Source organism: Peribacillus asahii (assembly GCF_003570725.1).
Classification (GTDB): Bacteria; Bacillota; Bacilli; order Bacillales; family DSM-1321; genus Peribacillus; species Peribacillus asahii.
Map to the genome: position 1 here is coordinate 63,686 of NZ_QWVS01000011.1, position 26,237 is coordinate 89,922.

Below are 26,237 nucleotides of genomic sequence, written 5' to 3' on the forward strand. Positions count from 1 at the left end.
GGATGTACAACTGTTGTGTTGTATACTGGGAAATTATTTAATGATTGTATAGTTTTTATGGTTGACAACTGTTCTTTGTTCAAGATCTAAATCTCGATAATTGTCCATATAGGTCACATCGACAATGACAGAGTTTTCATTTACTTTCTCAACGATTCCTTGTAAACCTTCGCGAAATTCAATAATATTACCTACTTCTGCTTTTTTCATTGCGATCATCCTTCCATAGTTCAGATTAATGGACCAAAAAAGAGGGTTAAACTATGTATATGCTGTTTTGGTCTGTCGACTACAAAATTATTTAAGAGTCGATTGCGAGGTGGATTAAAAACACTATTCATTTGACGAAGATAAATAGTTTACTATACAGTTTGCACTATTTTTTTAGGTTCGTAAAGAAAATAGTAGAAAAAATTACAAAAAATTCAAAAAATATTTTAGGAGTGGACATGTGCTACAATGAAAAAGGTTTTTAGAACAATGTTATTTAACAGAACCTATAAGAAAAGGATAAAGGAATGGTGGTATATCCAATGAACGAACAAGACGTACAAACAATTCTTAATCAATTAGCGAATCGGGATATTCAGGAGTATAAAGTAACAAAGGAGCACTTCATGACGTTTCGACAACAGCTTGTGAAGCGAGAAGATTTTAAACATTTTCGTGGAGAAGCGAAGCATAATGGGGAAGTCGTTTATACATATTTAGATGAACCGCGTAGTTAAGGTAAACGGCCGGCTTATAGAGAGCTGGCCGTTTACTTTGTTTTTAGCTGCTGTTTTAGCGTTGTGATGGACGGAAACCAGCTGCTTTTGCTTCTTCTTCGGTACAAAACATTTCTTCTGCTTTTGTTACATCGTAGTTTGCACCGGAAGGGAGATGATAGATTTTATCTCCTTTTGAATTAATATTTCCTTTAATAGTTGGGTTTTCACAAGTTTGTTCATTAACAGTAGGCTCTTTTTGCTTTTTGTCTTTTGTATCTGCAACTGAATCATTAAATCCTTTTGATGTTACATAATTTTCGATGGACCAAATGCCAATTGCTTTCTTTTGGGCTTCTTTCTGTACGGCTTCTAGTTCATCTAAATATTTTGTATTTGGAGCATACACATAGGCTACTCGTGCAAGTCCTTTTTCAAGCAGCATCTTGTTGACCATTTTGCCATCTACATAAAAGTAGGCAAGTAAGCGTCCGTATTTATCTCGTTCACTAATGCCGGTTTCAACTTCTACTTTAGAACCAGGAGGCATTAATTCTTTTGAAAATTGACTTGCTTCTGGACCAAAAGGTTGAACAGCTTTGGATGGATGAACGGTTTCCGGTGTGTCGATAAGAAGTAAGCGGACCGTTTCTTTGTTGCCGTTTGGCAGCTTAATTTTCACGGTATCTCCATCGATGACTTTAACGATTTCTGCGGTGAAGGTGCTTCCTTTCTTTTCTTGAACGGTTTCTTCTTTGCTTGGAGAGTTAATTTGTTGTGCTGTTGCGTTCTCTGTTTTTTCTTCTATTGTTTCTGTTTCACTACAAGCGGTGAGTAAAAGGATACTCACACATACAAGTAGGATAGATTTTAAATAGGATTGTAACATAAGGAACCTCCATTTATATTGGTTGTACATTTCTGATGATTGAATTAAGATACAGAAAGAAAACATATATTCTTACTAAAGTTATAGTGTAGTTAAATGAAGGGGAAAAGTAAAGGGGCATACGGAGAGATGTTTGTTTTAGAAAAGGTCGTTTATAAAGATATTATTAACCTAGATTATCTTGAAGTGAAGTCGGGCGTTGTCACTTGTCTTGTAGGGGAAAGCGGGGCAGGAAAAACGACGTTATTACGGCTGTTGAATCGTATGAAAGATATTGATAGCGGAAAAATCTTGTATCGTGATACACCAATTGAACAGTTTGATCCCATTGCCTATCGCAGAAAGGTAACGATGCTGTCACAAACAGCTTTGATTTTCCCAGGAACGATTGAGCATAATCTTCAAGTAGGGTTAGAGCTTACAGGAAGACCTGCTTGCTCATTGGCCGAATTAGAAGAAGTATTAGAGATTGTACAGTTACCGAAAGCGTTATCGGAAGATTCCGAAACACTTTCTGGTGGAGAAAAGCAAAGGGTGGCACTGGCAAGACTTCTTCTTTTACAACCTGAAGTGTATCTGTTGGATGAACCGACTGCTACTTTAGATGAAGAAACGGAATTAAAGGTGATGACGCGCTTTCTTGCAAAGGTTAAGGAGGCAGGGGGGAGCGTTATTATGATTACGCATTCGACAAAGTTGGTTGAGCAGTGTGCAGATCAAACGATTATGCTGAAAAAACGATAGGGGCGTGAAGAAGGTATGGAGAGTAACGGTATCATTGATATTGAATTTTGGCGCCTTTGTGCAGCATATGTGTTTGTGGTGATCTTACTAGTAATCGTGAAAAGGCGGGGGGATTTCTCGTGAAAGGGAAATTATTATTGCGACTTTTCGGATGACTATTCAACTGTTTATAGCAGGATATGTGTTAACGTATATTTTCAATGATCCACATCCAGTCATTACGATTACTATATTAGGAGCTATGTCCATCTTTTCCATTATGAATATTTTTAAACAAATGAAGTTTCCAATTAAGCGACAAATCAAGTGGTGTATTGCATGCAGCATGATGACAGGGCCGATTATTACCCTATTATTCTTTAATGGCATTGTCATTCATTTTACACCATGGTATAAACCGCGCTATGTTATCCCAATAGCAGGGATGATTATAGGTAGTGCGATGACGGGATTAACGCTTGCTTTAAAAAATTTATATGAAGGAATAACTAGCAACCGTGATAAAATTGAGGCGATGCTTATGCTGGGGGCTGCTCCTAAAAGAGCGGTTAAGAAGTATGTTGATCAAGCGTTTGATTCTGCTGTTCTGCCGACGATTAATAATATGTTAGGGATGGGAATTGTTTTTTTACCCGGTATGATGACAGGACAAATTCTTGCAGGAATTAGTCCCACAGTGGCCATTGAATATCAAATTGCGGTTATTTTAGGCGGGCTTGGCGGTGTCTCGTTAACCGTTATTATCTTTATTTTGCTTAGCTATAAAGTGTTTTTTACGAAGAATGCACAATTAGATTTATAAACCAATTAGTTATAAACGAGATTTTCAAATGAATTTTAATAAGAATTTCTTGATTTTTTACTATTTGTTTGGATTTTCGTTTGTTTGTAACAAGTAGTAATGCTATTCTGAAGAATGAAGGATTGTTCCTTGTTCATCTAAAAAGAAAAGGCTTTCCTAATTTGTTGATTATCTTGATAAAGGGGTTAGATTGATATGATAGAAAAAAAGTTTAAAGTAGTTGCGGAAACAGGTATTCATGCGCGTCCAGCAACGTTATTAGTACAGGCGGCTGGTAAATTCGATTCAGAAATTACATTGGAATATAAAGGGAGAACGGTGAACCTTAAGTCTATTATGGGTGTAATGTCTTTAGGTGTTGGTAAAAATGCGGATATCACGATTACAGCTACCGGCAGCGATGAAAATGATGCGATTAAAACGCTTACGGAGACGCTGGATAAAGAAGGTTTAGCTCATTAATATGTCCACTCTATTAAGTGGAGTCGCCGCTTCTGCTGGAATAGCCATTGCAAAAGCGTATCGACTCGACGAACCTATATTGTTTGTCGAAAGAAGGACGATTGAAAACAGTGATGCGGAAATTGTCCGTTTTCAAGAAATGATACATAAGTCACGAGCTGAGCTCAAGATGATACGGGCAAAAGCAGAACAGCATATTGGTGATAATCACGCAGCCATCTTTGATGCTCATTTACTTATACTAGAAGATCCAGAATTTTTACTTTCTATTCAACATAAAATTCAAACAGAACAAATCAATGCTGAGTTCGCGCTTCAGGAAACGGTCGATATGTTTATGATGATGTTTGAGCAGAATGATAATCTATTGATTAGGGAACGCGCAATTGATCTTTACGATGTGAAAACGCGGTTGTTAGCTCATCTTCTTGGTGCTCATCTGCCTAATCTAAGTTTAATAGCCGAGGACGTCATCATTATTGCCAATGACTTGACACCGTCAGATACTGCTCGATTAAACCCTCTTTATGTAAAAGGCTTCGCCACGGAACGCGGAGCCAGTTCATCGCATTCTGCTATCATTGCCCGCTCTCTTAATATTCCGGCCATTGTAGGAGTAAAAGAAGGGCTAGCTTCTATTAATCATGGTGACATGGTAATTATTGATGGATTTAGAGGGCAGGTTCATATTAATCCAACCTCTGATCTAGTGAAGCGCTATGAGTCGGAACAAATTGCGGAACAAGCTATAACAAGCAAATGGGATCATTTTGTTCATCAACCAACTGTAACTAAAGACGGGCATCAAGTAACTTTAGCAGCGAACATCGTTTCAGAGAAAGAGGGAAGCAGCGTTCTCTTCAATGGTGCGGAAGGTGTAGGATTATTTCGTACGGAATTTTTATTTATGGGGAGAAATGAGTTACCGAGTGAAGAAAAACAGTTTCAAACGTATAAGTCGATTTTAGTAGGCATGCAAGGAAAACCTGTTGTTATTCGCACATTAGATGTGGGAGGGGATAAAGACGTCCCGCACCTGCATCTCCCTTACGAAAGTAATCCTTTTTTAGGATATAGAGCGATTCGTTACTCGTTAAAAGAGCCTGTTCAATTTGAGACGCAATTACGAGCGTTGCTTCGTGCGAGCGTCTTTGGTCATTTAAAAATTATGTTTCCAATGGTTACGACTTTAACAGAGTTACGTACAGCTAAAATGCTCTTGAATAAAGTGAAACAAGAGCTGCTGAATGCCGGAACACAGGTAAATGAGAACATCGAGATTGGGATGATGGTAGAAGTACCTGCAACAGCGATTATGGCGGATGTATTTGCGAAGGAAGTTGATTTTTTTAGCATCGGTACAAATGATCTTATTCAGTATACGATGGCAGCGGATCGTTTAAATGAACGAGTAGCTTATTTATATCAACCATACAATCCAGCTATTTTTCGCTTAATTAAAATGGTGAGTGATGCTGCTCATAATCAAGGTAAATGGGTAGGTTTATGCGGCGAAATGGCAGCAGATTCAATAGCGATTCCTATTTTATTAGGGCTGGGTGTGGAGGAGTTTTCCATGAATGCTGCTTCCATTTTACAAGTTCGTTCTTATATTCATCAGCTTTCACAAACAGAAATGAGAAAGCTGGCAGAGGCCGTATTACATATGGAAACAGCGGAGGATGTCCAACAATTTATTCAGCAAGCACTGAATGATGTATGTTAGTGAATCTCTGCTATGATTTTGATGTCGAATGGACAAAGCCATTCGGCTATTTTTCATGTATATAAACGAAAAATTTGAGAGTTTATTTCCCTATTTTTCCTAATAGACAGCTATAATAGTAATCATAGAAGTAAATTGATAACATTAGGAGGATTACAATGGACTTTCAATTAGAGAATAAAAATGCACTGATTTTAGCATCAAGTCAAGGGCTGGGAAAGGCGATTGCAGAAGAGCTTGTAAAAGAGGGCAGTAATGTGATGCTCGTTGGCCGTTATGAGGAGAAGCTTGTTAAAGCCCAAGAAGAACTGCAAAAGCTAGGATTAGGGAAAGTTGTTTATACAGTAACAGATCTTACGAAACTAGAAGATATCCAGGCTCTTGTCAAAAAGACGGTAGATGAGTTTGGAAGTATTGATATTTTAATCAATAATGCAGGGGGACCGCCTGCAGGGACGTTTGCGGATATGAGTGATGAGCATTGGCAGCAATCTTTTGAGTTGAATTTACTTAGTTATATTCGTACGATTCGTGAAAGCTTGCCTTATTTAAAGCAAAAGGGAGGAAGAATTGTGAATATTGCTTCTTCTTCGATTAAAGAACCAATTCAAGGATTGATTTTATCTAATACGTTCCGAACAGCCATTGTTGGGTTAGCTAAAACATTGTCTGTTGAATTAGCCCCTGACAATATTTTAATTAATACAGTTGGACCAGGACGAATTGCAACGGAGCGTATTCAATATTTAGATGAAGTAACCGCTGAGAAAAAAGGAATTACACAGGAGCAATTATCTCAGCAATTACTGAAAAATATTCCGCTTGGACGATATGGAGAACCAGAAGAATTTGCTAAGTTCGTGACGTTCCTCGTTTCAGGAGCGAATACGTATCTAACAGGACAGTCTTATTTAGTAGATGGCGGTATGGTTAAATCAATTTAAACAAACGTGTTGGGAGTGAGGGGATTGGTACTAATGAAGGAGAATACAATTATCGGTTTTATTGGTACAGGTGTTATGGGAAAAAGTATGGCCCATCATTTATTAAAAGCAGGATACGAGCTATATGTGTATACGAGAACAAAGGAAAAAGCGGAAGAGCTGCTGAATCAAGGGGCAAAATGGGCGGATACACCGAAAGAACTAGCACAGCATGCGAATGTAATTATTACGATGATTGGCTATCCGAAAGATGTGGAGGATATTTATCTCGGTGAGCAAGGACTTATTGTAAACGGTAAACCTGGTACATATATGATTGATATGACAACGTCTACCCCCTCTTTAGCTGAGCGAATTGCGAGCGAGGCTAAGAAAAAAGGAATGGCAGCTCTTGATGCACCTGTGTCAGGAGGGGATATTGGAGCGCGAGATGCCAAGCTTGCGATTATGGTCGGCGGTGAAGAAGAAGATTTTAAGGCGGTTCAACCGATCTTAGAAGTCATGGGGAATAATGTTGTTTACCAGGGAAAAGCAGGGTCCGGGCAACATACGAAAATGTGTAACCAAATTACGATTGCTTCGACGATGATTGGTGTGACAGAAGCGATTGTGTATGCGAAAAAAGCAGGATTAGATCCAGACCGTGTGCTGCAAAGTATTTCTACTGGAGCGGCTAGCAGCTGGTCGTTAACGAATCTTGTGCCACGGATGGTGAAAGAGGACTTTGAACCAGGTTTTTATATTAAACACTTTATTAAGGATATGACGATTGCGCTTGAAGAGGCTGATAAAATGGGGATGGATACACCAGGGCTTGCCCTAAGTAAATCATTGTATGTCCAACTTGCAGAAGCAGGTGAGGAAAACAGCGGTACACAAGCATTGTATAAATATTATAAGTGAAGCGTAAATAAGCATGCAGTCTGTGATGGACTGCATGCTTATTTCTTTCTTATTGGCTTTCTTATCGTAAAAAGTCTTCGATTCGATCCAGTGCTTCTTTCAATGTTTCCATAGAGTACGCATAAGAAATACGGAAATAGTCATCTCCGAGTGAAGAGAAAGCTTCACCAGGAACGACAGCGACCTTTGTTTGTTGAACAAGCTTCAGGCAAAAATCTAGAGAAGAGGTATATCCTTTTGGCAGTTTAACAAAAAAGTAGAATGCACCGTTTGGTTTAACGACGTCTAACTGCATTGCCTGAAGTCGGTTATATACATAGTCTCTTCGTTTGGCATATTCTTCTTTCATTGGCAGTGCGTCATTAAATCCTGTAGTGAGCGCAGCTAGAGCTGCTCGCTGAGAAATCGATGAAGCGCACGTCACGTTGTATTGATGTACTTTTAAAATATGTTGACAAATATTTGCCGGGGCAAATAAAAAGCCAATTCTCCATCCTGTCATTGAATGAGATTTAGATAAGCCATTTAACACGATTGTTTGTTCTCTTAAGAAGCTAGCAATCGAAACATGTTCTTGATCGTATACTAATTCACTATAAATTTCATCTGCTAAAATCATAATATCTTTGCCGCGCAAAAGATCGGCGATAGCTTCTAATTCGGCGCTCGTTAATGTAACACCTGTTGGGTTAGATGGATAAGGTAATACAATACAACGAGTAGCTTCTGTTATGTAGGGCTCGATTACATCGGCTGTCATCCGAAAATTATTTTGCGTTGTATCTGCGTATACTGGAACCGCACCACACATTTTTATAATCGGTTCATAGCCAGGGTAAACAGGTCCAGGCAGAATGACTTCTGTGCCAGGTAATAGAATAGTTCTAAAGGCAATATCAATGGCTTCACTTGCCCCTGTTGTCACGATAATTTCATCCTCTGCTCGATAGGAAAGAGCATATTTCTTCTTTACATATTCACGAGCTGCTTCTCTTAATTCTAAATAGCCAGCATTATGTGTATACACTGTATAATTTTCGTCAATTGCTTGTTTAGCTGCCTCTTTTATATGAAGTGGTGTCGGGAAATCAGGTTGTCCGATCGTTAACGAAATAGTCCCTTCAATATCGGCTACCATATTATAGAATTTACGTATGCCGGATATTTCCACCGATTTAACAAGAGGATTAAGTATATGATCCATCTGTTTTTATTCCTCCTTTGAATATGCATATATTTTATCATTTCATGGCGAAATAAAGAAAATAAATCTTCTTTTATTTTTTATTGTTTTTCTATTAACAAGATGGAAGAGGATAATAAGAGTTAATTGTTAAATCATTCAAAAGGATTTATGGTATGAACTTTTCTTTTATGCCGGAGCTGAATTGGTGCTATGGTTATTTTGTTGTACTAGCTATGATGGGAGGAATCGCGCCGCTTATGTTCTGGTATCTTATGAAAAAAAGCTGGCTGGATAATAGTAAGCAAAAAAGAAAAAGAGTTCAAGAATCAAAAGTACTGTAAACTTGGAAAACCTTTTCCTTAAAGCATATATACATTTGAGGCTATCATACCAGACTTTCGATTTAATATGCTGGGGAAGGCGCACTGGCTTAAAACCACCCCTTCCTTTTAAACCAAAAGTACATAGATATTCCAATAACCCCCATTAATCCAAGAGAAAAGAAATAACCATATTTCCATGTTAATTCGGGCATATATTCAAAATTCATCCCGAAAATCCCAGCAATCAGTGTTAAAGGAGCAAATATGGAAGTTATAATGGTAAGAACTTTCATCACATTATTTGTTTGATGAGAGTTTAATGAGAGATAACTATCTCTTATGTCTGCAGTTACTTCCCTATCCGTCATAATCATTTCTGATAGTTTCAAAAGATGGTCATAAATATCAGAGAAGTATTCTTTTCTTTTTTTTACACCTCTCAAATGGTGAGAGTTTAGCATACGGTAAAGTAAATCACGCATTGGATGAATGGTATGCATTAGATTTAACAACATATATCTTGTATCAAACAATTCATTCATTAAATGATTCATTGATTTATTTTGTATATTATCTTCAATTTTATTTAATTTTTCTTCTATTTTATAAATTAATGGGAAGTAATTATCCACGATTTTGTCTAAAATTTGATAAAACACATAGAATGTGTCCCATTTCTCAACATTTTTTTGAGATAGTAATCTGTCCCATACTTGAGAAACTTCTATGGCTGGATTAAGGTGGAAAGTCACTATAAAGTTTTCTCCTACAAAAAAATCTAACTCCTCTTTTAAGATTTTTCTTTTTTCTTCTCGAACGAGATGTGTAGTATAAAAAGTATAATCATAATAATAATCTAATTTTGGTCTTTGAAGTGTCTGTATACAATCTTCAATAGCGAGTGGATGAAAGTGGAAAGTTTTCTCTAAATGTGTTAGCTCTTCTTTAGTAGGCTCATTAAAATCTACCCAAAACCATTTATATTTAGAGAAATTCAAATCATCTATAAACACATGATTTTCTAACTTATTTTTATCAGTAATCCCTATAAAGCTTATCATATTAACACCTTCTAATTATTCCTTCAATAATGATTTGTATGTCATGTTTTATAACTAATTTTCCCCTTTAGTTTATTGAATATGTTAACTACTAACATTGATAATTAGTAAAATGATGAATAAGAGTCGACTACAAAAATATTTTGGCATTTACTATTAACAATTTAGTGGTGAAATCCGAATTATGTAGTATAAGGGGATTGGTGGAGCAGGGGAGTGGACGGAAATAAGGAACCTATCTCCAATACGTGAAGTTTCTCTGTTGAAAATAGGTCATTTTCACTAAAGTATCTAATTTGATAGCAACAAAACATGGTATATTAAATGTAGTAAATGGGAATTGAACTAGGAAGGACGAGGGATATGAAAGAAAACAAAGGGATTTTATTAGAAAGTGGGACAAATGAATTAGAAATTGTGGAATTTGGTATTGGAAAAAATAAATTTGGGATTAATGTCATTAAAGTGAAAGAAATTATTAATCCTGTTCCGATTACTATTGTGCCCCACGCACATCCTAATGTAGAAGGAATTATTGAATTGCGTGGTGAAGTTTTGCCTGTTGTGAATGTGGCAGACGCATTAGGGTTCCCCGCTTCAGAAAATCCGAAACAAGATAAGTTTATTGTGGCCGAGTTCAATCAACAAAAAGTCGTATTTCATGTTCATTCGGTTACACAAATACATCGTATTTCTTGGACGCAAATTGAAAAACCTTCTGATATGTATCAAGGCCTTGAAGGCCAAATTATTGGGGTCATTAAATTAAATGGTGACATGATTCTGCTTTTAGATTTTGAGAAAATTGTCGTTGAAATTAATCCAGAAACAGGAATTAGTATTCAGCAAGTGAAAAAGCTTGGGAAACGCTCAAATTCACAAACAAGATTGGTTGTGGCTGAGGATTCCCCGCTATTGCGTAAATTGCTTCATGATACGTTAACAGAAGCTGGTTTTGAGTACTTGGAGTTTTTTGAAAATGGACAAGATGCATTAGATTATTTAGAGGGCATAGTGGAATCAGGGAAACCGCTGGCAGATGAAGTGCATTTAGTTATTACAGATATTGAAATGCCGCAAATGGATGGGCATCATTTAACGAAGAGAATTAAGCAGCATCCTGAATTATCCAAGCTGCCGGTTATCATCTTCTCTTCATTAATTACTGATAGTCTTCGCCATAAAGGCCAGATTGTTGGGGCGGATGCTCAAATTAGTAAACCTGAGATTACTGCTTTAATTAAATTAATTGATGAATATAGTTTATAAAGTGAATTCCATCAGTGGGCTCTTTCGTTCTCCACACCTATCTTCTTTGTTTTCTCATAAGCTTGAGGTGGGGGGCTTACTACCTGTTAAGCGCGGGATAAATCTACATAATAAAAACGAGTTTGAGACGTATAGTCTTAAACTCGTTTTTTTAGGATTGGCGATTGGGATTTATCGTGACCTTTATCCTTAGTTCAATGATGCTAAAAAAGTAAAAATTCATTAGATTTCCAACTAGTATTTCGATCCTTTACCTAAAAAGGATGAAGGAAAGGGGTTGTAGTATCGCTGGTTAGGTTGGTTCATTTTGTTCTGCTTTTTCTTCATATCTGGTTTAGATTGTGGGTCCTTTGCTTGTCCAGTATAAGATTGTAGTATTTGTTTTGCTTTCGATAATGACATAACAGCCTTAGGGTTCCGAATGGATGCTGAACGGTTACCAAGATGGGGTAAAATTTTTAAATCTTCCTTTGTAGGTGGAAGGTGAAAGACATATGAACCGCATGTAACGATTACGTCGGATTGTTGTGCAGCAAAACGAGGGTTATCAGAGAAATGGAGACCTATTTTCTTTGCTTTACCTTCTTTCAACAATTTATTTAAAGCGAGGCGTTTTAAGTCATACAAATATTTTGGCTCCAAAGCTGTTTTTGCATGCTTGTTGACAATAAATACTGCTTGCGCAAGGGAGTCGGTTGAGGTATCTGCCATTTCAGACTGTCCTTTCATATCTTTCATTACAGGAACTCCTTTTCTTCGTGAGCTTTATGCTCTTTTTGGTAGCATTGTTAGTTCGATAATCTATGTAGTTTGTAAGTCATTTACATATCTATGCATCATCATTATACCACTTTCCAATATTTAAGAAAGTCATTCTGAGATTTATAAAAGAAATGTTTTAGTTTTACGACCTTTTTCAAAAAAAACGTGAAAGTCCCCACTTCTAATCTAGAAGTGAGGTATGATTGAAAGATATAATGAGGTAGAGACAGAACGTTTGTTACAGGTTAGGGGTTCGATTATAAATATTTATAGTATCTGATGTTGCTGCTTGTGCAGTCATTTGCGGCGGATAGGCAGGGACTCCTTGAGGTCCGAATCCACCGTAATAACCAGGAAATCCTGGGGCACCCAATCCGCCATAATAGCCAGGGTAACTAGGATAAGGCGGGTAGAATGGACGGTTCCAAAGAAGTGGAACAGCTAAACCTGCAATGAACGCAGCTGGTATGGCAAGGCCGAGTCCAAGAGGAAAAAATCTTTCGTCGTCATATTGATGGTGTTCAGGAGCGTATCGATCAATCGGGTAGGATGAATAAGTAGAATAAGGGTAAGGAAGATAAGAGTAGGCAGGGTAATCGTATGGATATGTTTGCATATAAAAACCTCCTTTTTGAAAAACTATATAGTTTCACACCTTGTAGAATGGCAGGAGCGAAGAGATAGGTTATCATTAATTGAAAGTCGCTAGAAAAGCCTATCGAATAATCTATCTACATGCTTATGCTTTTCTATATAGTGTATGGGATTTGCCCCGAAAAGAGCCTGTTTCACTCCATTCTGTTATAATGATGATATTTATCCCACATTTAACAGGCAGTAAGACCTCACCTCAAGTTTAGAAAGAAGCAAAGAAGGTGGAAGGAGATAACTGCTCTTATCTTATGTTTATCGTGAGCCGAACAGCTGCCTCTTGTAGTAAAGGTCTGATTGGCGAGATACAAGGAAATGTAACTTTTGGTTTTTTAAAGGTCAGCTTTCACCAATGAGGTCCGTACGGCCATTTGATGAAGGTGGAGCTTTTAGTGGTCGTAGAATGTGAATAACCATCTGCGGGCATTGGGGGATGAAGGAAACCTCACACGGATGGAAGTTTGAGGTGAGTATACATGTTAATTCGAATACTAGCTATTGGGGTTGGTGGTGGATCTGGTGCTGTATTGCGCTATATGATTCAAGAAGTACTGCCGTCATCCATTTTTCCATTGAGCACCCTGTTGATTAATATTGTTGGTAGTTTTTTACTAGGGGGAGTCACGAGTTATTTTATGAATCGAAATCGAGGAGAGATTCTTCAGTTAGCTTTAGGTACCGGTTTGTGCGGAGGGTTTACGACGATGTCGACGTTCTCTGCTGAAGCTGTGGCTTTAATGAGAGAGTCGATACTACTTAGTGGATTATATATCGGGTGTACGGTGTTAGGCGGACTGACCGCTTATTTCATTGGGCAACATGTATTTCTAGGTAGAAGAAGTGAGGAACGAGGATGAATGTTGTTCTTGTATGGATTGGTGGAATGGTTGGAGCTATTGCAAGGTATAGCGTGCAAACGTACTTGAAGAGGATTTTACCGGAAAGTACGATTGCACTAAGTATTTTAATTATTAATTTGGTGGGCTCTTTTGGATTAGGCGTGTGTATTTCAGCGGGAAATGAGTTGGATTTATCGTGGCAATTGTTTAGTATGACGGGTTTTTTAGGAGCTTTCACAACGTTTTCAACATTTAGTTCAGAAAGCCTATTTTTGCTTGGGAAACAGCAGTATATTAAAGCCTTTTTATATATACTAGGTTCGATTATAGGCTGTATATTCGTATTTTTTATTGGCAATATTGTAGCGATGTCGTTATTATAAATAAGAAAATAAATTTGTAAAGCAACAGAAAAAATGACATGGATTATGTCATTTCTTCTACAGCATTTTTTTGGCTAGTACAGCATTTTGTCATTATTCATGCAGGAATCAGTCTAGATGTGTGGAGATTGTAATTCATACACTGTAATTTCTGGACGCGACAAAAAACGATAAGGAAGGCGAGTTGTACCGATTCCTCTATTCACATATAAAGTGAGGGAGTCGATGTTGTACAAGCCTTCCGGATATTTCTCAGCAAAAGGTGGAGTAACAAGCGCTCCAAAAAACGGAATTTGCACTTGTCCACCGTGACTATGACCGCTTATTTGCAGGTGAATTGGATAGTTCTTTGCTGTATCTGCTAAATCAGGTGCATGAGATAATAGAATGGTATACTTCCTTTCAGGAATATCAGAAAGTGCTTCTGAAAAGTCTGGCTGACCGAGCATTGCGTCGTCAATACCTGTGAGATAAATAGATTCCTTTGATAAAAGAGAGAGCTCTATGTTTGCGTTTTGTAGGAGCGTAAATTCACACATTTCCATAATGGATTTGTATATTTCAGAACCATAACCACCGTGATCGTGGTTTCCATATACGCAGAATTTCCCTAACGGAGCATGAAGCTTTTGTAACACAGGAATAATTTCTTTGTAATTCCTGTATTTATCCGGTTTGTCCATTAAATCTCCTGTAAAGATAATGACATCCGCTTGCAGGGCATTTATTTTTTGGATAAGTGTTTGTAAGTCTTTTAATTGAAACTGAAACCCTAAATGTGTGTCGCTGAACTGAACCATTTTTAAACCGTGAAATCCTTTTGGAATGAAGGAGTGACTGATTGGAATATGATTGGTTTTTAACCAATGCGGTTCAATATTATGGATGTAGTATTTTCCGCCAATTCCTAAACCGGTGATGGTTAATAAAGAGGCAATACTTTTTTTTAGAAATGTTCTGCGTGAAATAGTTTTATTCATGTTAATCAACCTATCTAATAAATGATACTTCCTCATATTAACAAATAAAAGATAGAAAAAGAAGTGATATATTCTTTTGTTACACTATATTAAAGAAACGGAAACGGATAGGACATATTGTTTGTGCCTATACGGAGGTGCTTGATGACTCAGCCTTTGTTTATAACAGTTCTCATACTTGTATGTACAATCGCTTGTATTATATACGGAAAATTTAGAGCAGATTTGATTGCATTAGTTGGCTTAGTTGTACTAGGTTTAACTGGAATTTTATCTTTAGAGGAACTTTTAGCGGGATTTGCGAATCCGGTCGTCATCACGCTTGCTGCTTTATTTATCGTAAGTGCAGGTATTTTTAATAGCGGGCTTGTTGAAGAAGTTGGAAATTATTTATTGAAATTCGGTGTAGGTTCAGAATTAAAACTGCTGCTTATTGTAATGATAACGGGGGGATTACTTAGTGCCTTTTTTAGTGGAACGGGTATTGTCGTCATTTTAATTCCGATTGTCGTAAGCATGGCTTTGAAGAAAAAAATGAGCCCGTCTCGTTATTTATTACCGCTCGCTTATGCGAGTAGTTTAGGTGCTGTTCTTACCTTAATTGGGACGGCGCCGAATATTTTGATTAGTTATATTTTACAAAGCGAAGGCATCGTAAAGTTGAACTTTTTTGATTTTACACCTATCGGACTTGTGGCCTTTGCAGCAGGTGTAGTATTTATGCTGACACTAGGGCGAAAACTGCTGCCGGAAGAACCATTAGCAGCGAGGAACAGCGTGAAGGAGTTATCGGCCAGGGAATTAGCCGGCATTTATAAAGTATATGATCGTCTGCATTATTTACACATACCGGGCAACTCGGATATTGTTGGAGAAAGACTGGCTGATTTACATCTTCCGTTTCAGTATGAAATTACGTTGATTGAAATTAAGCGTAAAGCGAAAGAGAAGCAATTGCCTTTGCTTTCAAAGCAATCGGTTATTTCCGCTAAAGCAGATGAAGTACTGCATCCAGATGATATTATTTTAGTGTTTGGGGAAGTCGAGAATGTAGAGCGGTTAGCCGTCGATTATGAATTAGAGTATAAACACTTTAATCCAGAACAAATTAAAAAGCACTTCGTGAGCAGTAAATTTGGTTTAACGGAAATCTTAATTATGCCTAATTCTAATTATGAAAATCAAACACTAATGAATATGCAATTTCGTGAAAAATATCGTTGTAACGTATTAGCGATTAATCGTAATGGCGAATATATTCAAACAGAGGTCGGGACAGAAAGACTAAAGCAAGGTGATGCTCTTCTTATTCATGGAGAGTGGAAAAATATTGAGCGCATTTCAGCGGATCTTGAAGACATGATTGTCATTGGAAGCGCCTCTGAAGAAGTTGTCGAACAACGGGAGCGTACTCAGTCGAAGGCGCCGATTATAGCTGCTGCTATTACGGCCTTGATGACTATTCTCTTATCCATTGGCGCGATACCATTTGTCTTATCTGTTGTAATCGCCGCACTGCTGATGGTAGTAACCGGTTGTGTACGTTCGATGGAAGAAGCTTATCAGAAGATTAATTGGGAGCCTGTTTTATTAATTGCGGCGATGATGGGCATTGTGCGGGCGTTAGAGAATACAGGCGGTGTACGATTAATTAGTGATTGGTTTGCTATATTCTTTGATTATACAGGTCCGTATGGTTTGCTAGCTGGCTTTTATTTATTAACGATGCTTTTAAGTCCGTTTATTCCTTATGGAGTAACTGCGATTGTGATGGCCCCAATTGCCTTACTATGTTCTAATACATTAGGAGTAAGTCCAATTCCAATATTAATGGGAATTGCTATTGCTGCAAGTGTTGCATTATCTTCACCTAAAGCTACGTCTAGCAATACTCTTGTAATGACCGCTGGTGAATATCAGTCAAAAGATTTCGTGTTAATGGGAATTTTATTGCAAATTTTTGTTGGAATTGTCTTAGTTTTAACAATCCCATTGTTCTTTCCATTTTAAAGATAATAGGTTACTTAATGGGTTTTAAGAAATTTCGTATTATCAAGAATAGAAACTAATGGTATAATTTGTGCATATTGATGTTTCGTGATTAGGGGGAATACATCATGGATGCAGATAACATATTGGCGAATCTTGACCGAGTTGTTCCGTTTTTTCAACCGATTTTTAGTGCGGATCAACATCAGGTTATTGGTTACGAAATATTAGGGCGTTTTGAAGAGAACTCTGAATATAAGAGTTTAGGACCTTTTTTTCAAGATGCGACCATTCCAGAAGAGTATAGAATTGAAGTAGATAATTATTTACTGGAAGTAGCACTAGAACGTATTAAGGATTTCGGAGAAGAATTTCTTATTTTTATTAACCGTGACCCAAATTTACTGATGTTTGATCATGGCGAGCAATTTATGGAGACGTTGAAACAACATTTAGAATTAGACGAGCTTTCACGTGTTGTGCTCGAGCTATCTGACACTATTGATATCGATAATTTTGAGCCATTGCAGCACGTACTTGCGTACTATAAAACGTACGGTATTAAGGTTGCGTTCGATCATTTAGGGGACCATAGCCAGCTTGATAAGATTGCACAACTGTCACCTAATATTCTAAAGGTTAATGTAGAACAAATGCGTATATCTGGCGGAGATGCTTATCAAGTCGTTTTATTTTCCCTTAGTATGTTAGCTAGAAAAATTGGAGCGAGCTTATTATTTGAAAATATCGAAACAGAATACCAGCTTCGATTTGCTTGGAAAAATGGAGGGCGCTATTATCAAGGATACTTTTTATCAAGGCCCGATTTGTTATTTATTGACAAGCATAAATTGCGTGAAAAGTTTCAGCAAGAATGTCAAAATTTTATCTCATATGAAACGAAGAAATTAGAAGCTGTTTATGAAAAAACGCAACAATTCAATGAAGAGATAAATACGTTTTTGAAAGTACAGAAGCGTTATGAATCACATGAAGAAATGCTAAAAGTGCTAGCCAATAAATTAGAAAAAGTTTGTTTTCGATTGTATGTATGTGATGACCAAGGATACCAAACGTCACCTAATATTCTTTACAAAGATGGTGAATGGCTCATTCAAAAGAGTTACTTAAATAGTAATTGGAGCTGGAGACCGTATTTCCTAGAAAATATTATTAAAATGAGGAATGAAAAGACCGGGATTTTATCAGATTTGTATAGTGATATTGAAACAGGTGAAACAATTCGAACGTTCTCTTATCCGATTAATAACAAGGAATATGTTTTCCTTGATTTATCTTATAGTTATTTGTACGAAAATGATGCTTTATTATAAGAGTTGACAAAAAAAGTTGAGCTCAAAGGTTGTTTATGAACAACTTTAGGCTCAACTTTTTTCGTCTATACGTATGGATTTCCTTATATTTTGCTAATCTAATTGTAGTTCTTTTTTGATTTCTTCAAGTTCAAAGCCGATAATGGCTTTTCCATCTATGACAACAGTAGGTGTTGAATAAGATCCGTATTTCTTTGTTAACTCTTGAAGTGCAGTTTTATCTGTTTTGATATTTTTTTCCTTATAGGATATGTTGTTGTCGTTAAAAAACAATTTCATAATTTGACACGGAGGGCAGTCCGGTTGTGTATAAAGAGTTACGTCTTTCATTTTCTTCCTCCAATATGCAGTTCGATTTCGTATTCTTATTATAGAGAAAGTAACTATTCTTTTAAAGCGGTTTGCTTATCTTTTCTTCTTTTTGTTTTCTCATTAAATAATCGATGAGTCCCATTGAGCAGACTTCTAAATCGAGCGCTATAATTTCAAAAACTGGATGGTCAGCAGGAATTCCTTGTTTTGCTAGTAAATCACGTGTTTTGTCATACAGTGTTTTCTGAGTCATTGACACTTGTTCATCAAAACTTGAACATGAATGGAAGGCGCTCTCAGCTGTTTCTATATAAATAGGGAGCCATGTTTGGATTTGACGGTAAACTTCTTCAGGGTTGTCAGATACACCGTAATGACCAAAATAAATGCGTTCAACCCCGATGCTCCGATATAAATCAATGGCGGCTAACATCGCTGTTGGATTAAATTGATTTGGTGAAGTAGATGGCATATACCATTCAATTCCTGCCTCATCTAAATCGCGATAATAGACACCGATTGTATCTCCAGAGAACATTCCTTTAGAAGTCGAATCAAAAATGCTGAGATGGTGATTCGCGTGTCCTGGTGTATCATAAAAAGTAAGTGAAGCTCCATTAGCGAGTTGAAGGATATCTTGGTCGTGCTTAATAATGAGCTTGTCTTTGGGTATAGGTAAAATAGGGTTGAATAATTCATCGAATTTATCACCATAGACAGCCTTGGCGCCTGCAATTAAACGGGAAGGGTCTTCGAGATGTCTAGCTCCTTTAGGGTGAACAATAACTTTTGCATTTGGGCAATGTGATAAAAATAATCCCGCACCGCCAGCGTGATCTAGATGAATGTGGGTTAAGATGATGTAAGCAATATCTGCAGGATTAATATTTAATTCGGCTAAACCTTTTAAGAGATGAGGAATAGAGGGACTTGCTGATGTTTCTACAATCGTTAAAGGTGTATCGTGTATGAGATATGTACCAGTTCGATGTTCTCGGTTTAAATCGAATCCATCGATTAATGATATGCGAAATCCGAGTTCAGAAATTGTGTCCATTTAGGCCACCTCCGTAATTTATTATGTACAAATGCTTGTCCTTATTTTATTCTGTTAATAGTGCCATGTAAAGAATGAATAATTAAGTATTCTGAATTTATTTGGTCGTGGTTATTGGATAGAAAAGTATGATATAGTGAAACCTATCGAAAAGGTTTTATATTAGAAAGGAGTGGTAGTATGTCTCAATTACAGGGCATTCTTACCAGATTGAAAAATCTTCAAGAGCAAGCAAAGGAAACCGAGTCTGCTCAACGTTTTTTTGAAATAGATGGAGTGAAAATCTGCCAAGTTACATATTTCAGCAAAACGGACATGTTTGAGCTGGAAGTATACAGCGAAAAAGGGAAGTCTTCGAAATATCAATTTGATAATGTTGATATGATTACAATCGAAATCTTTGATTTACTTCAATCTTAATAGTACATGCTAAAAGAGCCAACCTGATCTAATTTTAGGGTTGGCTTTTTTCTATGAGGCTATATGTATGCTGCTATTGCTTGTAAGAGCATGTTAACCTGAGGCCCCGTCCATTCAAAGGTAGTGCTTCTAGCCTATTCATAAATCATTAAACATCGAGGAATGCTATACGTGGAGGGGTCATATGAATAAAATAATGGTAAGATGTCCGAGTTGTTTAGATGAAAGGAATATTGAATCTGTGTTAACTGCTCAATCTAATCAAAATGTCATTTATGAGTGTCCGAATTGTCGATATGTGGCGAAAAATATACAAACAAGTAAGGGATGATGAATGCGTTTACATTTATTTGAAATCGAGGATATTTGGTGAAGCGATTTCTCGTTACCTATGTTACACTAGAAATAAGAGAGAATTTTAATAACATATGGTAAGGAGTTTTTACATGATTGGTACTCATGATGGGAATTTATTAGATTCAAGCGTGAAAGACTTGATGATATCTTCAGAACGGGTCGCCCACGTGCAAGTAGCCAACAATCTTGAACATGCGCTTTTAGTATTAACAAAAAGTGGTTATACGGCGATTCCGGTACTAGACCCAATGTATAAACTGCATGGATTAATTAGTACACCTGTGATTCTTGAATCCATATTGGGACTCGAACGGATTGAATTTGATAATCTTGAAAATAAAAAGGTTTCCGAAGTTATGATTCGAGATATCCCTCGACTTCATGTAGAGGATTCAGTGATGAAGGGGTTAGAGTTATTAATTGACCATCCGTTTGTATGTGTTGAAACAGACGAAGGGGTTTTTGAAGGTATTATAACAAGGAAAGTATTATTACAGCATGTATATGAAGAAGAGTTGGACTCTTAAGGGATAATGAAATTGGCCTCCGCAATGGAGGCTAGTTTTCTTTTTATAGCAGAGTTTTTCTACATATTGTGCAGCGTAAGTGAAGCTGTACCGGAAAGGGTGTTGGTATGGTTCGAGATGAACATACACTACAGAAAAATAAGTCATTAAAGCGACCGTTAATTCTTGCGGCTATTATGTTAGCGATGTTTTTAAATGCTATTGAAGGAACAATTGTATCGACGGCTATGCCGGCCATTGTGAATGAATTAGGCGGTTTTGCCCAATACAGTTGGGTTTTCTCTGGCTATTTATTAATGAACGCGGTTACGGTATTGATTTATGGGAAATTATCCGATTTATTTGGACGGAAACCGATTTTTTTATTTGGTATGATTCTTTTTTTATTCGGTTCGATTTTATGCGGCTTCGCTAATACGATGACCGAGTTGATTATTTACAGGTTTATTCAAGGTTTCGGAGCTGGAGCTGTAGCGCCTGTTGCGACTACGATTGTCGGCGACATTTATGATAAGCGAGAGCGCGCGCGGATTCAAGGGTACTTGTCTAGCGTATGGGGGATTTCTGCTGTAATGGGGCCGGCTCTCGGTGGTTTAATTGTTGAATCCCTCACCTGGCGTTTAATATTTTGGATAAATGTGCCGTTAGGTATTTTATCAATCATAGGGATTTGGTTTTTCCTTCATGAGAATATTGAAAAGAAAAAGCATAATATTGACTATAAAGGTGCTCTTTTGCTCACACTTGGGATTTCTACATTTATGATTATTCTCGTTGAAGGCGGCGTAAGATGGACATGGATTTCATGGCCTATCCTTATACTTATGATCACTGCTCTTAGTGCCTTTTTCTTTTTCGTACGAGAAGAGAAAAAGGCACCTGAGCCCATGATGCCGTTTAATATTTGGCAAGAGCGGGCGATTTTAATTGCTAATATTGTTTCTTTAACAACAGGTATTATGATGATTGGTTTGTCCAGCTTTCTCCCGACATTTGTTCAAGGAGTTATGGAGCGTTCACCGACAGTTGCTGGCTTTACATTAACAGCCATGTCGATTGGTTGGCCGATTGCGTCCGCATTTGCGGGACGGTTAATGCTGAGGATTGGTTTTAAGGAAACGTCGTTACTCGGCGGCGTATCTTTAATCGTCGGAAGTATTGTACTCGTTTTTATGAAGCCAGAATCAGGGCCTTTTGTCGCTGCAATGGGATCCTTTTTTATCGGAGTCGGAATGGGCCTAACTTCCACTTCATTTATTGTATTAATTCAAAATAAAGTAAGTTGGGAGCAGCGGGGGATTGCAACAGCCTCAAATATGTTTATGCGAAACGTAGGGAATACGGTTGGAGCTGCTTTGCTTGGCGGTGTTTTGAATACCCGCTTTCAAGCTTATTTAACAGAGCATACGAAACCAGAAGAGAATGTGACTTTAGATACGGCTAATCAATTGCTTGATAGTGAGGCGCGAGCAAAGCTGCCAGATCACATTGTTGAGGTGCTTCAGACTGGTTTGACACTTTCTTTACATATGGTCTATCTTATTGTCTTGCTGCTAAGTGTCATTAGCTTTCTATTATTGCTATTTGTACGGAAAAAGAAATAATAGGATGTACGGCCTTTTCTTGATTAGGAAAGGCTGTTCATGCTTTTTAGAGGTTAAGAAAGTATCACATTTCGCTGCGTTTTGGTGTCTAGCCCCAGGCCAGCATTAATTGCTTCGGAAGGCAAAGAACGTATCTGCTAGCCGTTTATCTTATACTTGCGCTTTTTGCTTGTATTATAAAGCGACTTTGTTGATAATGAAACGTGGGATAAATTTAAATAAAACGATAAGAAAAAATTATCAAGGTGGATGTTTAATGTCATTTTCTGAATATCATTTATTATCTGTTCTAGCTGAGGAAATGAATATGCGGAAAGCTGCAGAACGATTATTTGTATCACAACCAGCGCTGTCACAGCGACTGCAGACGATAGAAAAAGATTGGGGAACCAAATTATTTTTACGTTCACAAAAAGGGTTATCTCTAACACCTGCAGGAGAGGCTGTTGTTCGTTTTGCCAACGAAGTACGTGAGAAGGAAGAAAAGGTACGCGAAAGCATTCAAGCAATGGATCATGAGGTGTATGGAACGTTAAAAATTGCCTGTGCATCGATTGTCGGACAAAATTGGTTACCTCAAGTGTTAAAGAAGTTTGTCCAAAAATATCCGCATGCAAAAATTTCCCTCATAACTGGTTGGAGCAGTGAGATTTTAAAATCGCTCTATGAAGGGCAAGTTCATGTGGGCATTATACGTGGAGCTCCTGATTGGAAAGGGGTTAAACAGCATTTATTTACGGATATGCTGTATTTAGTGGACACGGAAATGAAAGAGCTAGATCAAGTGCTTGAGACGGATCGACCGTTTATTCAGTTTAAGAGCGATTCGAATTATTATCAAGAAATTCAAGATTGGTGGCATAGACAATTTCAAACCACACCGAAAAATACGATTGTTGTCGATCAAATTGAGACATGTAAACAAATGGTGTTTAATGGGATTGGCTATGCGATTTTACCAGCGATTACACTTCATGATAAAGATACGAATATTTTTAAGATTCCTCTTTTTGATAGCCAGAATCATTCCATTGAGCGTGATACGTGGCTATGCGGCTATGAATCGGCGTTTCAGCTCAAACAAGTACAAGCTTTTACAGAGGTAGTGAAAGAGCATATTCTCGAGCAAGGAATGATATAAGAGAGGTTAAGCGATTCGAATTTATTCTGTTCTTGTGAAGTAATAGGAAATTATATCCTATTTTTCTGAGTAAAACAAGCAGGTTATGTTTTTTCGAGAGATTCAGCTTGTTTTACGAGCAGTTGTCTGATAAATTAAAAACGAGTAAGGATACATAACTAGGGGGTTAAGCGAAATGAAGCAAATGGATGCACACGAAATTATTTCATTTATTGCGAATAGCAAAAAATCAACACCTGTAAAGGTTTATGTTAAAGGTGATTTAGAAGGTATCGATTTTGGAGCAGAATCTAAAACATTCATTACTGGAAACACAGGAGTTGTTTTCGGTGAGTGGGCGGATATTGAAGCAGCTCTTACTGCTGCTGGAAGCAAAATTGAAGACTATGTAATTGAAAATGATCGTCGTAACTCAGCGATTCCTTTATTAGATTTAAAAGGAATCAAAGCTCGTATCGAGCCAGGCGTTACAATTCGCGATCAAGTGGAAATTGGCGACAATGCAGTTATTATGATGGGTGCAACAATCAATATTGGTGCTGTCATCGGTGAAGGTACAATGATCGATATGAATGCTACACTTGGTGGACGTGCAACAGTTGGAAAAAACGCTCACATCGGTGCTGGAAGCGTATTAGCAGGTGTAATTGAGCCGCCTTCTGCTAAACCAGTTGTTGTAGAAGATGACGTTCTGATTGGAGCAAACGTTGTTGTATTAGAAGGTGTAACGATTGGTAAAGGTTCTGTTATTGGAGCTGGTGCTGTCGTAACGAAAGATATTCCACCTTACTCTGTAGCAACGGGTGTACCTGCACGAGTTATTAAAGAAATCGATGAAAAAACAAAATCAAAAACAGAGATTTTGCAAGAACTTCGTCAACTTTAATTTTTTATGTACAATAAACAGGGGAGAGCGTGGATATTTTTTATCCGCGCTTTTCTTAATAGAAAGGGAGTAGAATCATGTCGCAATTAAGTCCATTTGTTGCTATTCGTCGGGACTTACATCAAATTCCGGAGATTGGCTTTCAAGAATTTAAAACACAAGCTTACTTATTAAACTATTTGCACAGTATTCAAAATGACCGAATGGAAATCGAAACGTGGCGAACAGGCATTTTTGTAAGAATTGCTGGAACGAACCCGCGAAAAACGATAGGATACCGAGCAGATATTGATGGTTTACCGATTAAAGAACAAACTGAGTTAGCGTTTGCTTCTCAGCATGAAGATTATATGCATGCGTGTGGACATGATTTTCATATGAGTATTGCACTAGGTGTACTGACTCATTTTGCTAAGCATGCTATTGAAGATAATTTGTTATTTATTTTTCAACCTGCTGAAGAAGGACCTGGCGGGGCAGAGCCTATGATGAAATCAGAGACAATGCAGAAATGGAAGCCAGATATGATTGTTGCGCTGCATGTGGCTCCTGAATACCCAGTCGGGACTATTGCTGTAAAAGAAGGATTATTATTTGCGAATACGTCTGAATTGTTCATCGATCTGAAAGGTAAAGGTGGACATGCTGCATACCCTCATGAAACAAATGATATGGTGATTGCTGCTTGTCAATTAGTTGGCCAATTACAATCTATTGTATCTCGTAATGTGAATCCGCTTGATTCAGCTGTTATTACAATTGGAAAGATTACGGGAGGAACTGTTCAAAATATTATTGCCGAAGAAGCTCGTTTAGAAGGGACTATTCGAACGTTGAACGCGGAGTCAATGAACAAGGTGAAGTCTAGAATTAGAGCGCTTGTAGAGGGAATAAAAGCAGGCTTTGAATGTGAAGCGGAAATTGATTATGGTTCAATGTATTATCAAGTGGATAATGAGGAACAATTAACACGAGAGTTTATGAAATTTACTGATGAAGCAGCAGAGGTAGATTTCTATCATTGTAAAGAGGCCATGACGGGAGAAGACTTTGGTTATATGCTAAAAGAGATTCCTGGCTTTATGTTTTGGTTAGGAGTCCAATCGGAATATGGGCTGCATCATGCAAAGTTGAATCCAAATGAACGAGCGATTGATCTAGCGATTACCCATTTAGTGAATTACTTTACATTTAAAGGTAATTCGTAATAATTATGAAATTATAATTGTTAAAAAGTGAAGCACATTCGACAAAATAAGCTAAATTCTTGACCTTACCATCATTTGGTTCTACAATAGACTATAGTGGTAAAAAATAACTGAGAATATTAATTCACATTCTCAATTGAATACATATTGGAGGGAATTTAAATGGCAGAACGTTTTGTAGGAAAACAAGCACCACGCTTCGAAATGGAAGCAGTATTACCAAACAAAGAATTCGGAAAAGTAAGTCTTGAAGAAAACATTAAAAATGACAAATGGACAGTTTTATTCTTCTATCCAATGGACTTCACTTTTGTATGTCCAACAGAAATTACAGCATTATCTGATTGTTATGATGAGTTTGAAGATCTTGATGCACAAGTAATCGGTGTATCAACAGATACAATTCATACTCACTTAGCTTGGATTAACACAGACCGTACAGATAATGGTCTTGGTGAGTTAAAGTACCCGCTTGCTGCTGATACAAATCATGTTGTATCTCGTGAGTATGGTGTATTAATTGAAGAAGAAGGGATTGCTCTTCGCGGTCTATTCATCATCAACCCAGAAGGTGAGCTTCAATATCAAGTAGTAAATCATAACAATATTGGTCGCGATGTTGATGAAACATTACGTGTACTACAAGCACTTCAAACTGGTGGTCTTTGCCCAGCGAACTGGAGACCTGGTCAAAAAACACTTTAAGTTTCATTTACTGACTATTAATAGTAAGACCTAACTTATTAGTTAGGTCTTTTTTTAAAGATAGGT

At 37.4% G+C, this 26,237-nt stretch carries 30 protein-coding genes; 21 read left to right on the forward strand and 9 right to left on the reverse strand.

Annotation, left to right across the window (positions count from 1 at the left end; genetic code table 11):
• Positions 1-33 precede the first annotated feature (33 nt).
• A complete protein-coding gene (locus D1953_RS05280; protein ID WP_119116115.1) occupies positions 34-210 on the reverse strand; it encodes a YkvS family protein in 177 nt (58 codons plus the stop codon).
• Between the two features lie 323 nt (positions 211-533).
• On the opposite strand from D1953_RS05280, the gene D1953_RS05285 reads away from it, so the two are divergent.
• The gene (locus tag D1953_RS05285) at positions 534-728 is read left to right on the forward strand and encodes an abortive phage infection protein (protein ID WP_119116116.1); all 195 of its coding nucleotides are present in this window, start codon (positions 534-536) and stop codon (positions 726-728) included.
• Positions 729-783: 55 nt separating this feature from the next.
• Here D1953_RS05285 and D1953_RS05290 read toward each other — a convergent pair whose 3' ends face one another.
• Positions 784-1,596, reverse strand: coding sequence for a thermonuclease family protein (locus D1953_RS05290; RefSeq protein WP_119116117.1), 813 nt, complete (start codon positions 1,594-1,596; stop codon positions 784-786).
• Between the two features lie 129 nt (positions 1,597-1,725).
• Here D1953_RS05290 and D1953_RS05295 point away from each other — a divergent pair, with 129 nt between their 5' ends.
• The 6 genes from D1953_RS05295 (at position 1,726) to D1953_RS05320 (ending at position 7,177) form a co-directional block, all read left to right on the forward strand.
• Positions 1,726-2,340 (forward strand): ABC transporter ATP-binding protein, encoded by a 615-nt coding sequence (locus tag D1953_RS05295; RefSeq protein ID WP_119116118.1) that lies wholly within the window; start codon positions 1,726-1,728, stop codon positions 2,338-2,340.
• A 151-nt stretch (positions 2,341-2,491) separates the two neighbouring features.
• Positions 2,492-3,142 carry an ABC transporter permease gene (locus tag D1953_RS05300; RefSeq protein ID WP_425454249.1) on the forward strand — a complete coding sequence of 217 codons (651 nt, stop codon included), beginning with the start codon at positions 2,492-2,494 and terminating at the stop codon, positions 3,140-3,142.
• Positions 3,143-3,337: 195 nt separating this feature from the next.
• Positions 3,338-3,604 carry a phosphocarrier protein HPr gene (locus D1953_RS05305; protein WP_119116119.1) on the forward strand — a complete coding sequence of 89 codons (267 nt, stop codon included), beginning with the start codon at positions 3,338-3,340 and terminating at the stop codon, positions 3,602-3,604.
• A gap of 1 nt (position 3,605) precedes the next feature.
• Positions 3,606-5,330 (forward strand): phosphoenolpyruvate--protein phosphotransferase, encoded by a 1,725-nt coding sequence (ptsP, locus tag D1953_RS05310; protein WP_119116120.1) that lies wholly within the window; start codon positions 3,606-3,608, stop codon positions 5,328-5,330.
• Positions 5,331-5,488: 158 nt separating this feature from the next.
• Entirely contained in the window at positions 5,489-6,274 is a 786-nt protein-coding gene (locus tag D1953_RS05315; RefSeq protein WP_119116121.1) for an SDR family oxidoreductase, read from the forward strand.
• 33 nt (positions 6,275-6,307) lie between these two features.
• On the forward strand, positions 6,308-7,177 hold the full coding sequence (locus D1953_RS05320; RefSeq protein WP_119116122.1) for an NAD(P)-dependent oxidoreductase: 870 nt from the start codon (positions 6,308-6,310) through the stop codon (positions 7,175-7,177).
• A gap of 61 nt (positions 7,178-7,238) precedes the next feature.
• Here D1953_RS05320 and D1953_RS05325 read toward each other — a convergent pair whose 3' ends face one another.
• On the reverse strand, positions 7,239-8,381 hold the full coding sequence (locus D1953_RS05325) for an aminotransferase A (RefSeq protein WP_119116123.1): 1,143 nt from the start codon (positions 8,379-8,381) through the stop codon (positions 7,239-7,241).
• A gap of 155 nt (positions 8,382-8,536) precedes the next feature.
• On the opposite strand from D1953_RS05325, the gene D1953_RS05330 reads away from it, so the two are divergent.
• Positions 8,537-8,704: a CorA family divalent cation transporter gene (locus tag D1953_RS05330; RefSeq protein WP_119116124.1), complete on the forward strand. Its 168-nt coding sequence runs from the start codon at positions 8,537-8,539 to the stop codon at positions 8,702-8,704.
• An 89-nt stretch (positions 8,705-8,793) separates the two neighbouring features.
• On the opposite strand, the gene corA is transcribed toward D1953_RS05330, so the two are convergent.
• The gene (gene corA / locus D1953_RS05335) at positions 8,794-9,747 is read right to left on the reverse strand and encodes a magnesium/cobalt transporter CorA (protein ID WP_119116125.1); all 954 of its coding nucleotides are present in this window, start codon (positions 9,745-9,747) and stop codon (positions 8,794-8,796) included.
• Positions 9,748-10,110: 363 nt separating this feature from the next.
• On the opposite strand from corA, the gene D1953_RS05340 reads away from it, so the two are divergent.
• Positions 10,111-11,016 (forward strand): chemotaxis protein, encoded by a 906-nt coding sequence (locus D1953_RS05340; protein ID WP_119116126.1) that lies wholly within the window; start codon positions 10,111-10,113, stop codon positions 11,014-11,016.
• Positions 11,017-11,250: 234 nt separating this feature from the next.
• Here the strand turns inward: D1953_RS05340 and D1953_RS05345 are convergent, their stop codons facing one another.
• The gene (locus D1953_RS05345; RefSeq protein WP_119116215.1) at positions 11,251-11,745 is read right to left on the reverse strand and encodes a YkyB family protein; all 495 of its coding nucleotides are present in this window, start codon (positions 11,743-11,745) and stop codon (positions 11,251-11,253) included.
• Between the two features lie 271 nt (positions 11,746-12,016).
• Positions 12,017-12,394: a hypothetical protein gene (locus D1953_RS05350; protein WP_119116127.1), complete on the reverse strand. Its 378-nt coding sequence runs from the start codon at positions 12,392-12,394 to the stop codon at positions 12,017-12,019.
• Positions 12,395-12,905: 511 nt separating this feature from the next.
• Between D1953_RS05350 and D1953_RS05355 the strand changes: the two genes are divergently transcribed.
• Both D1953_RS05355 and crcB read left to right on the forward strand, forming a co-directional pair.
• Positions 12,906-13,286, forward strand: a complete 381-nt coding sequence (locus tag D1953_RS05355) for a fluoride efflux transporter FluC (protein WP_119116128.1) — start codon at positions 12,906-12,908, stop codon at positions 13,284-13,286.
• Positions 13,283-13,651 (forward strand): fluoride efflux transporter CrcB, encoded by a 369-nt coding sequence (gene crcB / locus D1953_RS05360; protein WP_119116129.1) that lies wholly within the window; start codon positions 13,283-13,285, stop codon positions 13,649-13,651. Before D1953_RS05355 ends, crcB begins: the two co-directional genes overlap by 4 nt.
• 113 nt (positions 13,652-13,764) lie before the next feature.
• On the opposite strand, the gene D1953_RS05365 is transcribed toward crcB, so the two are convergent.
• Complete coding sequence (locus tag D1953_RS05365) at positions 13,765-14,631, reverse strand: metallophosphoesterase (protein ID WP_119116130.1); 867 nt, start codon at positions 14,629-14,631, stop codon at positions 13,765-13,767.
• Between the two features lie 144 nt (positions 14,632-14,775).
• Between D1953_RS05365 and D1953_RS05370 the strand changes: the two genes are divergently transcribed.
• Together D1953_RS05370 and D1953_RS05375 are read left to right on the forward strand one after the other, a co-directional pair.
• Positions 14,776-16,641, forward strand: a complete 1,866-nt coding sequence (locus D1953_RS05370; protein WP_119116131.1) for an SLC13 family permease — start codon at positions 14,776-14,778, stop codon at positions 16,639-16,641.
• Between the two features lie 107 nt (positions 16,642-16,748).
• Positions 16,749-17,954, forward strand: coding sequence for an EAL domain-containing protein (locus D1953_RS05375; RefSeq protein WP_119116132.1), 1,206 nt, complete (start codon positions 16,749-16,751; stop codon positions 17,952-17,954).
• Between the two features lie 93 nt (positions 17,955-18,047).
• Here D1953_RS05375 and D1953_RS05380 read toward each other — a convergent pair whose 3' ends face one another.
• Positions 18,048-18,284: a glutaredoxin family protein gene (locus D1953_RS05380; RefSeq protein ID WP_119116133.1), complete on the reverse strand. Its 237-nt coding sequence runs from the start codon at positions 18,282-18,284 to the stop codon at positions 18,048-18,050.
• Between the two features lie 61 nt (positions 18,285-18,345).
• Positions 18,346-19,323 (reverse strand): MBL fold metallo-hydrolase, encoded by a 978-nt coding sequence (locus tag D1953_RS05385; RefSeq protein WP_119116134.1) that lies wholly within the window; start codon positions 19,321-19,323, stop codon positions 18,346-18,348.
• Between the two features lie 180 nt (positions 19,324-19,503).
• Here D1953_RS05385 and D1953_RS05390 point away from each other — a divergent pair, with 180 nt between their 5' ends.
• The 8 genes from D1953_RS05390 (at position 19,504) to D1953_RS05420 (ending at position 26,171) form a co-directional block, all read left to right on the forward strand.
• The gene (locus tag D1953_RS05390; RefSeq protein ID WP_119116135.1) at positions 19,504-19,743 is read left to right on the forward strand and encodes a DUF1797 family protein; all 240 of its coding nucleotides are present in this window, start codon (positions 19,504-19,506) and stop codon (positions 19,741-19,743) included.
• 184 nt (positions 19,744-19,927) lie between these two features.
• On the forward strand, positions 19,928-20,074 hold the full coding sequence (locus D1953_RS21145; RefSeq protein ID WP_182480510.1) for a hypothetical protein: 147 nt from the start codon (positions 19,928-19,930) through the stop codon (positions 20,072-20,074).
• 115 nt (positions 20,075-20,189) lie between these two features.
• Complete coding sequence (cbpB, locus tag D1953_RS05395) at positions 20,190-20,627, forward strand: cyclic-di-AMP-binding protein CbpB (protein WP_119116136.1); 438 nt, start codon at positions 20,190-20,192, stop codon at positions 20,625-20,627.
• A 107-nt stretch (positions 20,628-20,734) separates the two neighbouring features.
• Entirely contained in the window at positions 20,735-22,231 is a 1,497-nt protein-coding gene (locus D1953_RS05400; RefSeq protein ID WP_119116137.1) for an MDR family MFS transporter, read from the forward strand.
• Between the two features lie 256 nt (positions 22,232-22,487).
• Positions 22,488-23,372 (forward strand): transcriptional regulator CcpC, encoded by an 885-nt coding sequence (locus D1953_RS05405; RefSeq protein WP_119116138.1) that lies wholly within the window; start codon positions 22,488-22,490, stop codon positions 23,370-23,372.
• Positions 23,373-23,547: 175 nt separating this feature from the next.
• Positions 23,548-24,258, forward strand: a complete 711-nt coding sequence (dapD, locus tag D1953_RS05410) for a 2,3,4,5-tetrahydropyridine-2,6-dicarboxylate N-acetyltransferase (RefSeq protein WP_119116139.1) — start codon at positions 23,548-23,550, stop codon at positions 24,256-24,258.
• Positions 24,259-24,335: 77 nt separating this feature from the next.
• Entirely contained in the window at positions 24,336-25,466 is a 1,131-nt protein-coding gene (locus D1953_RS05415) for an N-acetyldiaminopimelate deacetylase (RefSeq protein ID WP_119116140.1), read from the forward strand.
• Between the two features lie 162 nt (positions 25,467-25,628).
• A complete protein-coding gene (locus D1953_RS05420; protein WP_119116141.1) occupies positions 25,629-26,171 on the forward strand; it encodes a peroxiredoxin in 543 nt (180 codons plus the stop codon).
• The last annotated feature ends 66 nt before the right edge of the window (positions 26,172-26,237 follow it).

Coding starts and splice junctions, on each gene's coding strand:
- D1953_RS05290 (WP_119116117.1), bottom strand. CDS start 1,596: ATGTTACAATCCTATTTAAAATCTATCCTACTTGTATGTGTGAGTATC.
- D1953_RS05375 (WP_119116132.1), top strand. CDS start 16,749: ATGGATGCAGATAACATATTGGCGAATCTTGACCGAGTTGTTCCGTTT.
- D1953_RS05365 (WP_119116130.1), bottom strand. CDS start 14,631: ATGAATAAAACTATTTCACGCAGAACATTTCTAAAAAAAAGTATTGCC.
- D1953_RS05370 (WP_119116131.1), top strand. CDS start 14,776: ATGACTCAGCCTTTGTTTATAACAGTTCTCATACTTGTATGTACAATC.
- D1953_RS05320 (WP_119116122.1), top strand. CDS start 6,308: ATGAAGGAGAATACAATTATCGGTTTTATTGGTACAGGTGTTATGGGA.
- D1953_RS21145 (WP_182480510.1), top strand. CDS start 19,928: ATGAATAAAATAATGGTAAGATGTCCGAGTTGTTTAGATGAAAGGAAT.
- dapD (WP_119116139.1), top strand. CDS start 23,548: ATGAAGCAAATGGATGCACACGAAATTATTTCATTTATTGCGAATAGC.
- D1953_RS05405 (WP_119116138.1), top strand. CDS start 22,488: ATGTCATTTTCTGAATATCATTTATTATCTGTTCTAGCTGAGGAAATG.
- D1953_RS05280 (WP_119116115.1), bottom strand. CDS start 210: ATGAAAAAAGCAGAAGTAGGTAATATTATTGAATTTCGCGAAGGTTTA.
- D1953_RS05305 (WP_119116119.1), top strand. CDS start 3,338: ATGATAGAAAAAAAGTTTAAAGTAGTTGCGGAAACAGGTATTCATGCG.
- D1953_RS05355 (WP_119116128.1), top strand. CDS start 12,906: ATGTTAATTCGAATACTAGCTATTGGGGTTGGTGGTGGATCTGGTGCT.
- D1953_RS05325 (WP_119116123.1), bottom strand. CDS start 8,381: ATGGATCATATACTTAATCCTCTTGTTAAATCGGTGGAAATATCCGGC.
- D1953_RS05330 (WP_119116124.1), top strand. CDS start 8,537: ATGAACTTTTCTTTTATGCCGGAGCTGAATTGGTGCTATGGTTATTTT.
- D1953_RS05415 (WP_119116140.1), top strand. CDS start 24,336: ATGTCGCAATTAAGTCCATTTGTTGCTATTCGTCGGGACTTACATCAA.
- crcB (WP_119116129.1), top strand. CDS start 13,283: ATGAATGTTGTTCTTGTATGGATTGGTGGAATGGTTGGAGCTATTGCA.
- corA (WP_119116125.1), bottom strand. CDS start 9,747: ATGATAAGCTTTATAGGGATTACTGATAAAAATAAGTTAGAAAATCAT.
- D1953_RS05300 (WP_425454249.1), top strand. CDS start 2,492: ATGACTATTCAACTGTTTATAGCAGGATATGTGTTAACGTATATTTTC.
- D1953_RS05340 (WP_119116126.1), top strand. CDS start 10,111: ATGAAAGAAAACAAAGGGATTTTATTAGAAAGTGGGACAAATGAATTA.
- cbpB (WP_119116136.1), top strand. CDS start 20,190: ATGATTGGTACTCATGATGGGAATTTATTAGATTCAAGCGTGAAAGAC.
- D1953_RS05285 (WP_119116116.1), top strand. CDS start 534: ATGAACGAACAAGACGTACAAACAATTCTTAATCAATTAGCGAATCGG.
- D1953_RS05295 (WP_119116118.1), top strand. CDS start 1,726: ATGTTTGTTTTAGAAAAGGTCGTTTATAAAGATATTATTAACCTAGAT.
- D1953_RS05390 (WP_119116135.1), top strand. CDS start 19,504: ATGTCTCAATTACAGGGCATTCTTACCAGATTGAAAAATCTTCAAGAG.
- D1953_RS05385 (WP_119116134.1), bottom strand. CDS start 19,323: ATGGACACAATTTCTGAACTCGGATTTCGCATATCATTAATCGATGGA.
- D1953_RS05345 (WP_119116215.1), bottom strand. CDS start 11,745: ATGAAAGGACAGTCTGAAATGGCAGATACCTCAACCGACTCCCTTGCG.
- D1953_RS05315 (WP_119116121.1), top strand. CDS start 5,489: ATGGACTTTCAATTAGAGAATAAAAATGCACTGATTTTAGCATCAAGT.
- D1953_RS05380 (WP_119116133.1), bottom strand. CDS start 18,284: ATGAAAGACGTAACTCTTTATACACAACCGGACTGCCCTCCGTGTCAA.
- ptsP (WP_119116120.1), top strand. CDS start 3,606: ATGTCCACTCTATTAAGTGGAGTCGCCGCTTCTGCTGGAATAGCCATT.
- D1953_RS05420 (WP_119116141.1), top strand. CDS start 25,629: ATGGCAGAACGTTTTGTAGGAAAACAAGCACCACGCTTCGAAATGGAA.
- D1953_RS05400 (WP_119116137.1), top strand. CDS start 20,735: ATGGTTCGAGATGAACATACACTACAGAAAAATAAGTCATTAAAGCGA.
- D1953_RS05350 (WP_119116127.1), bottom strand. CDS start 12,394: ATGCAAACATATCCATACGATTACCCTGCCTACTCTTATCTTCCTTAC.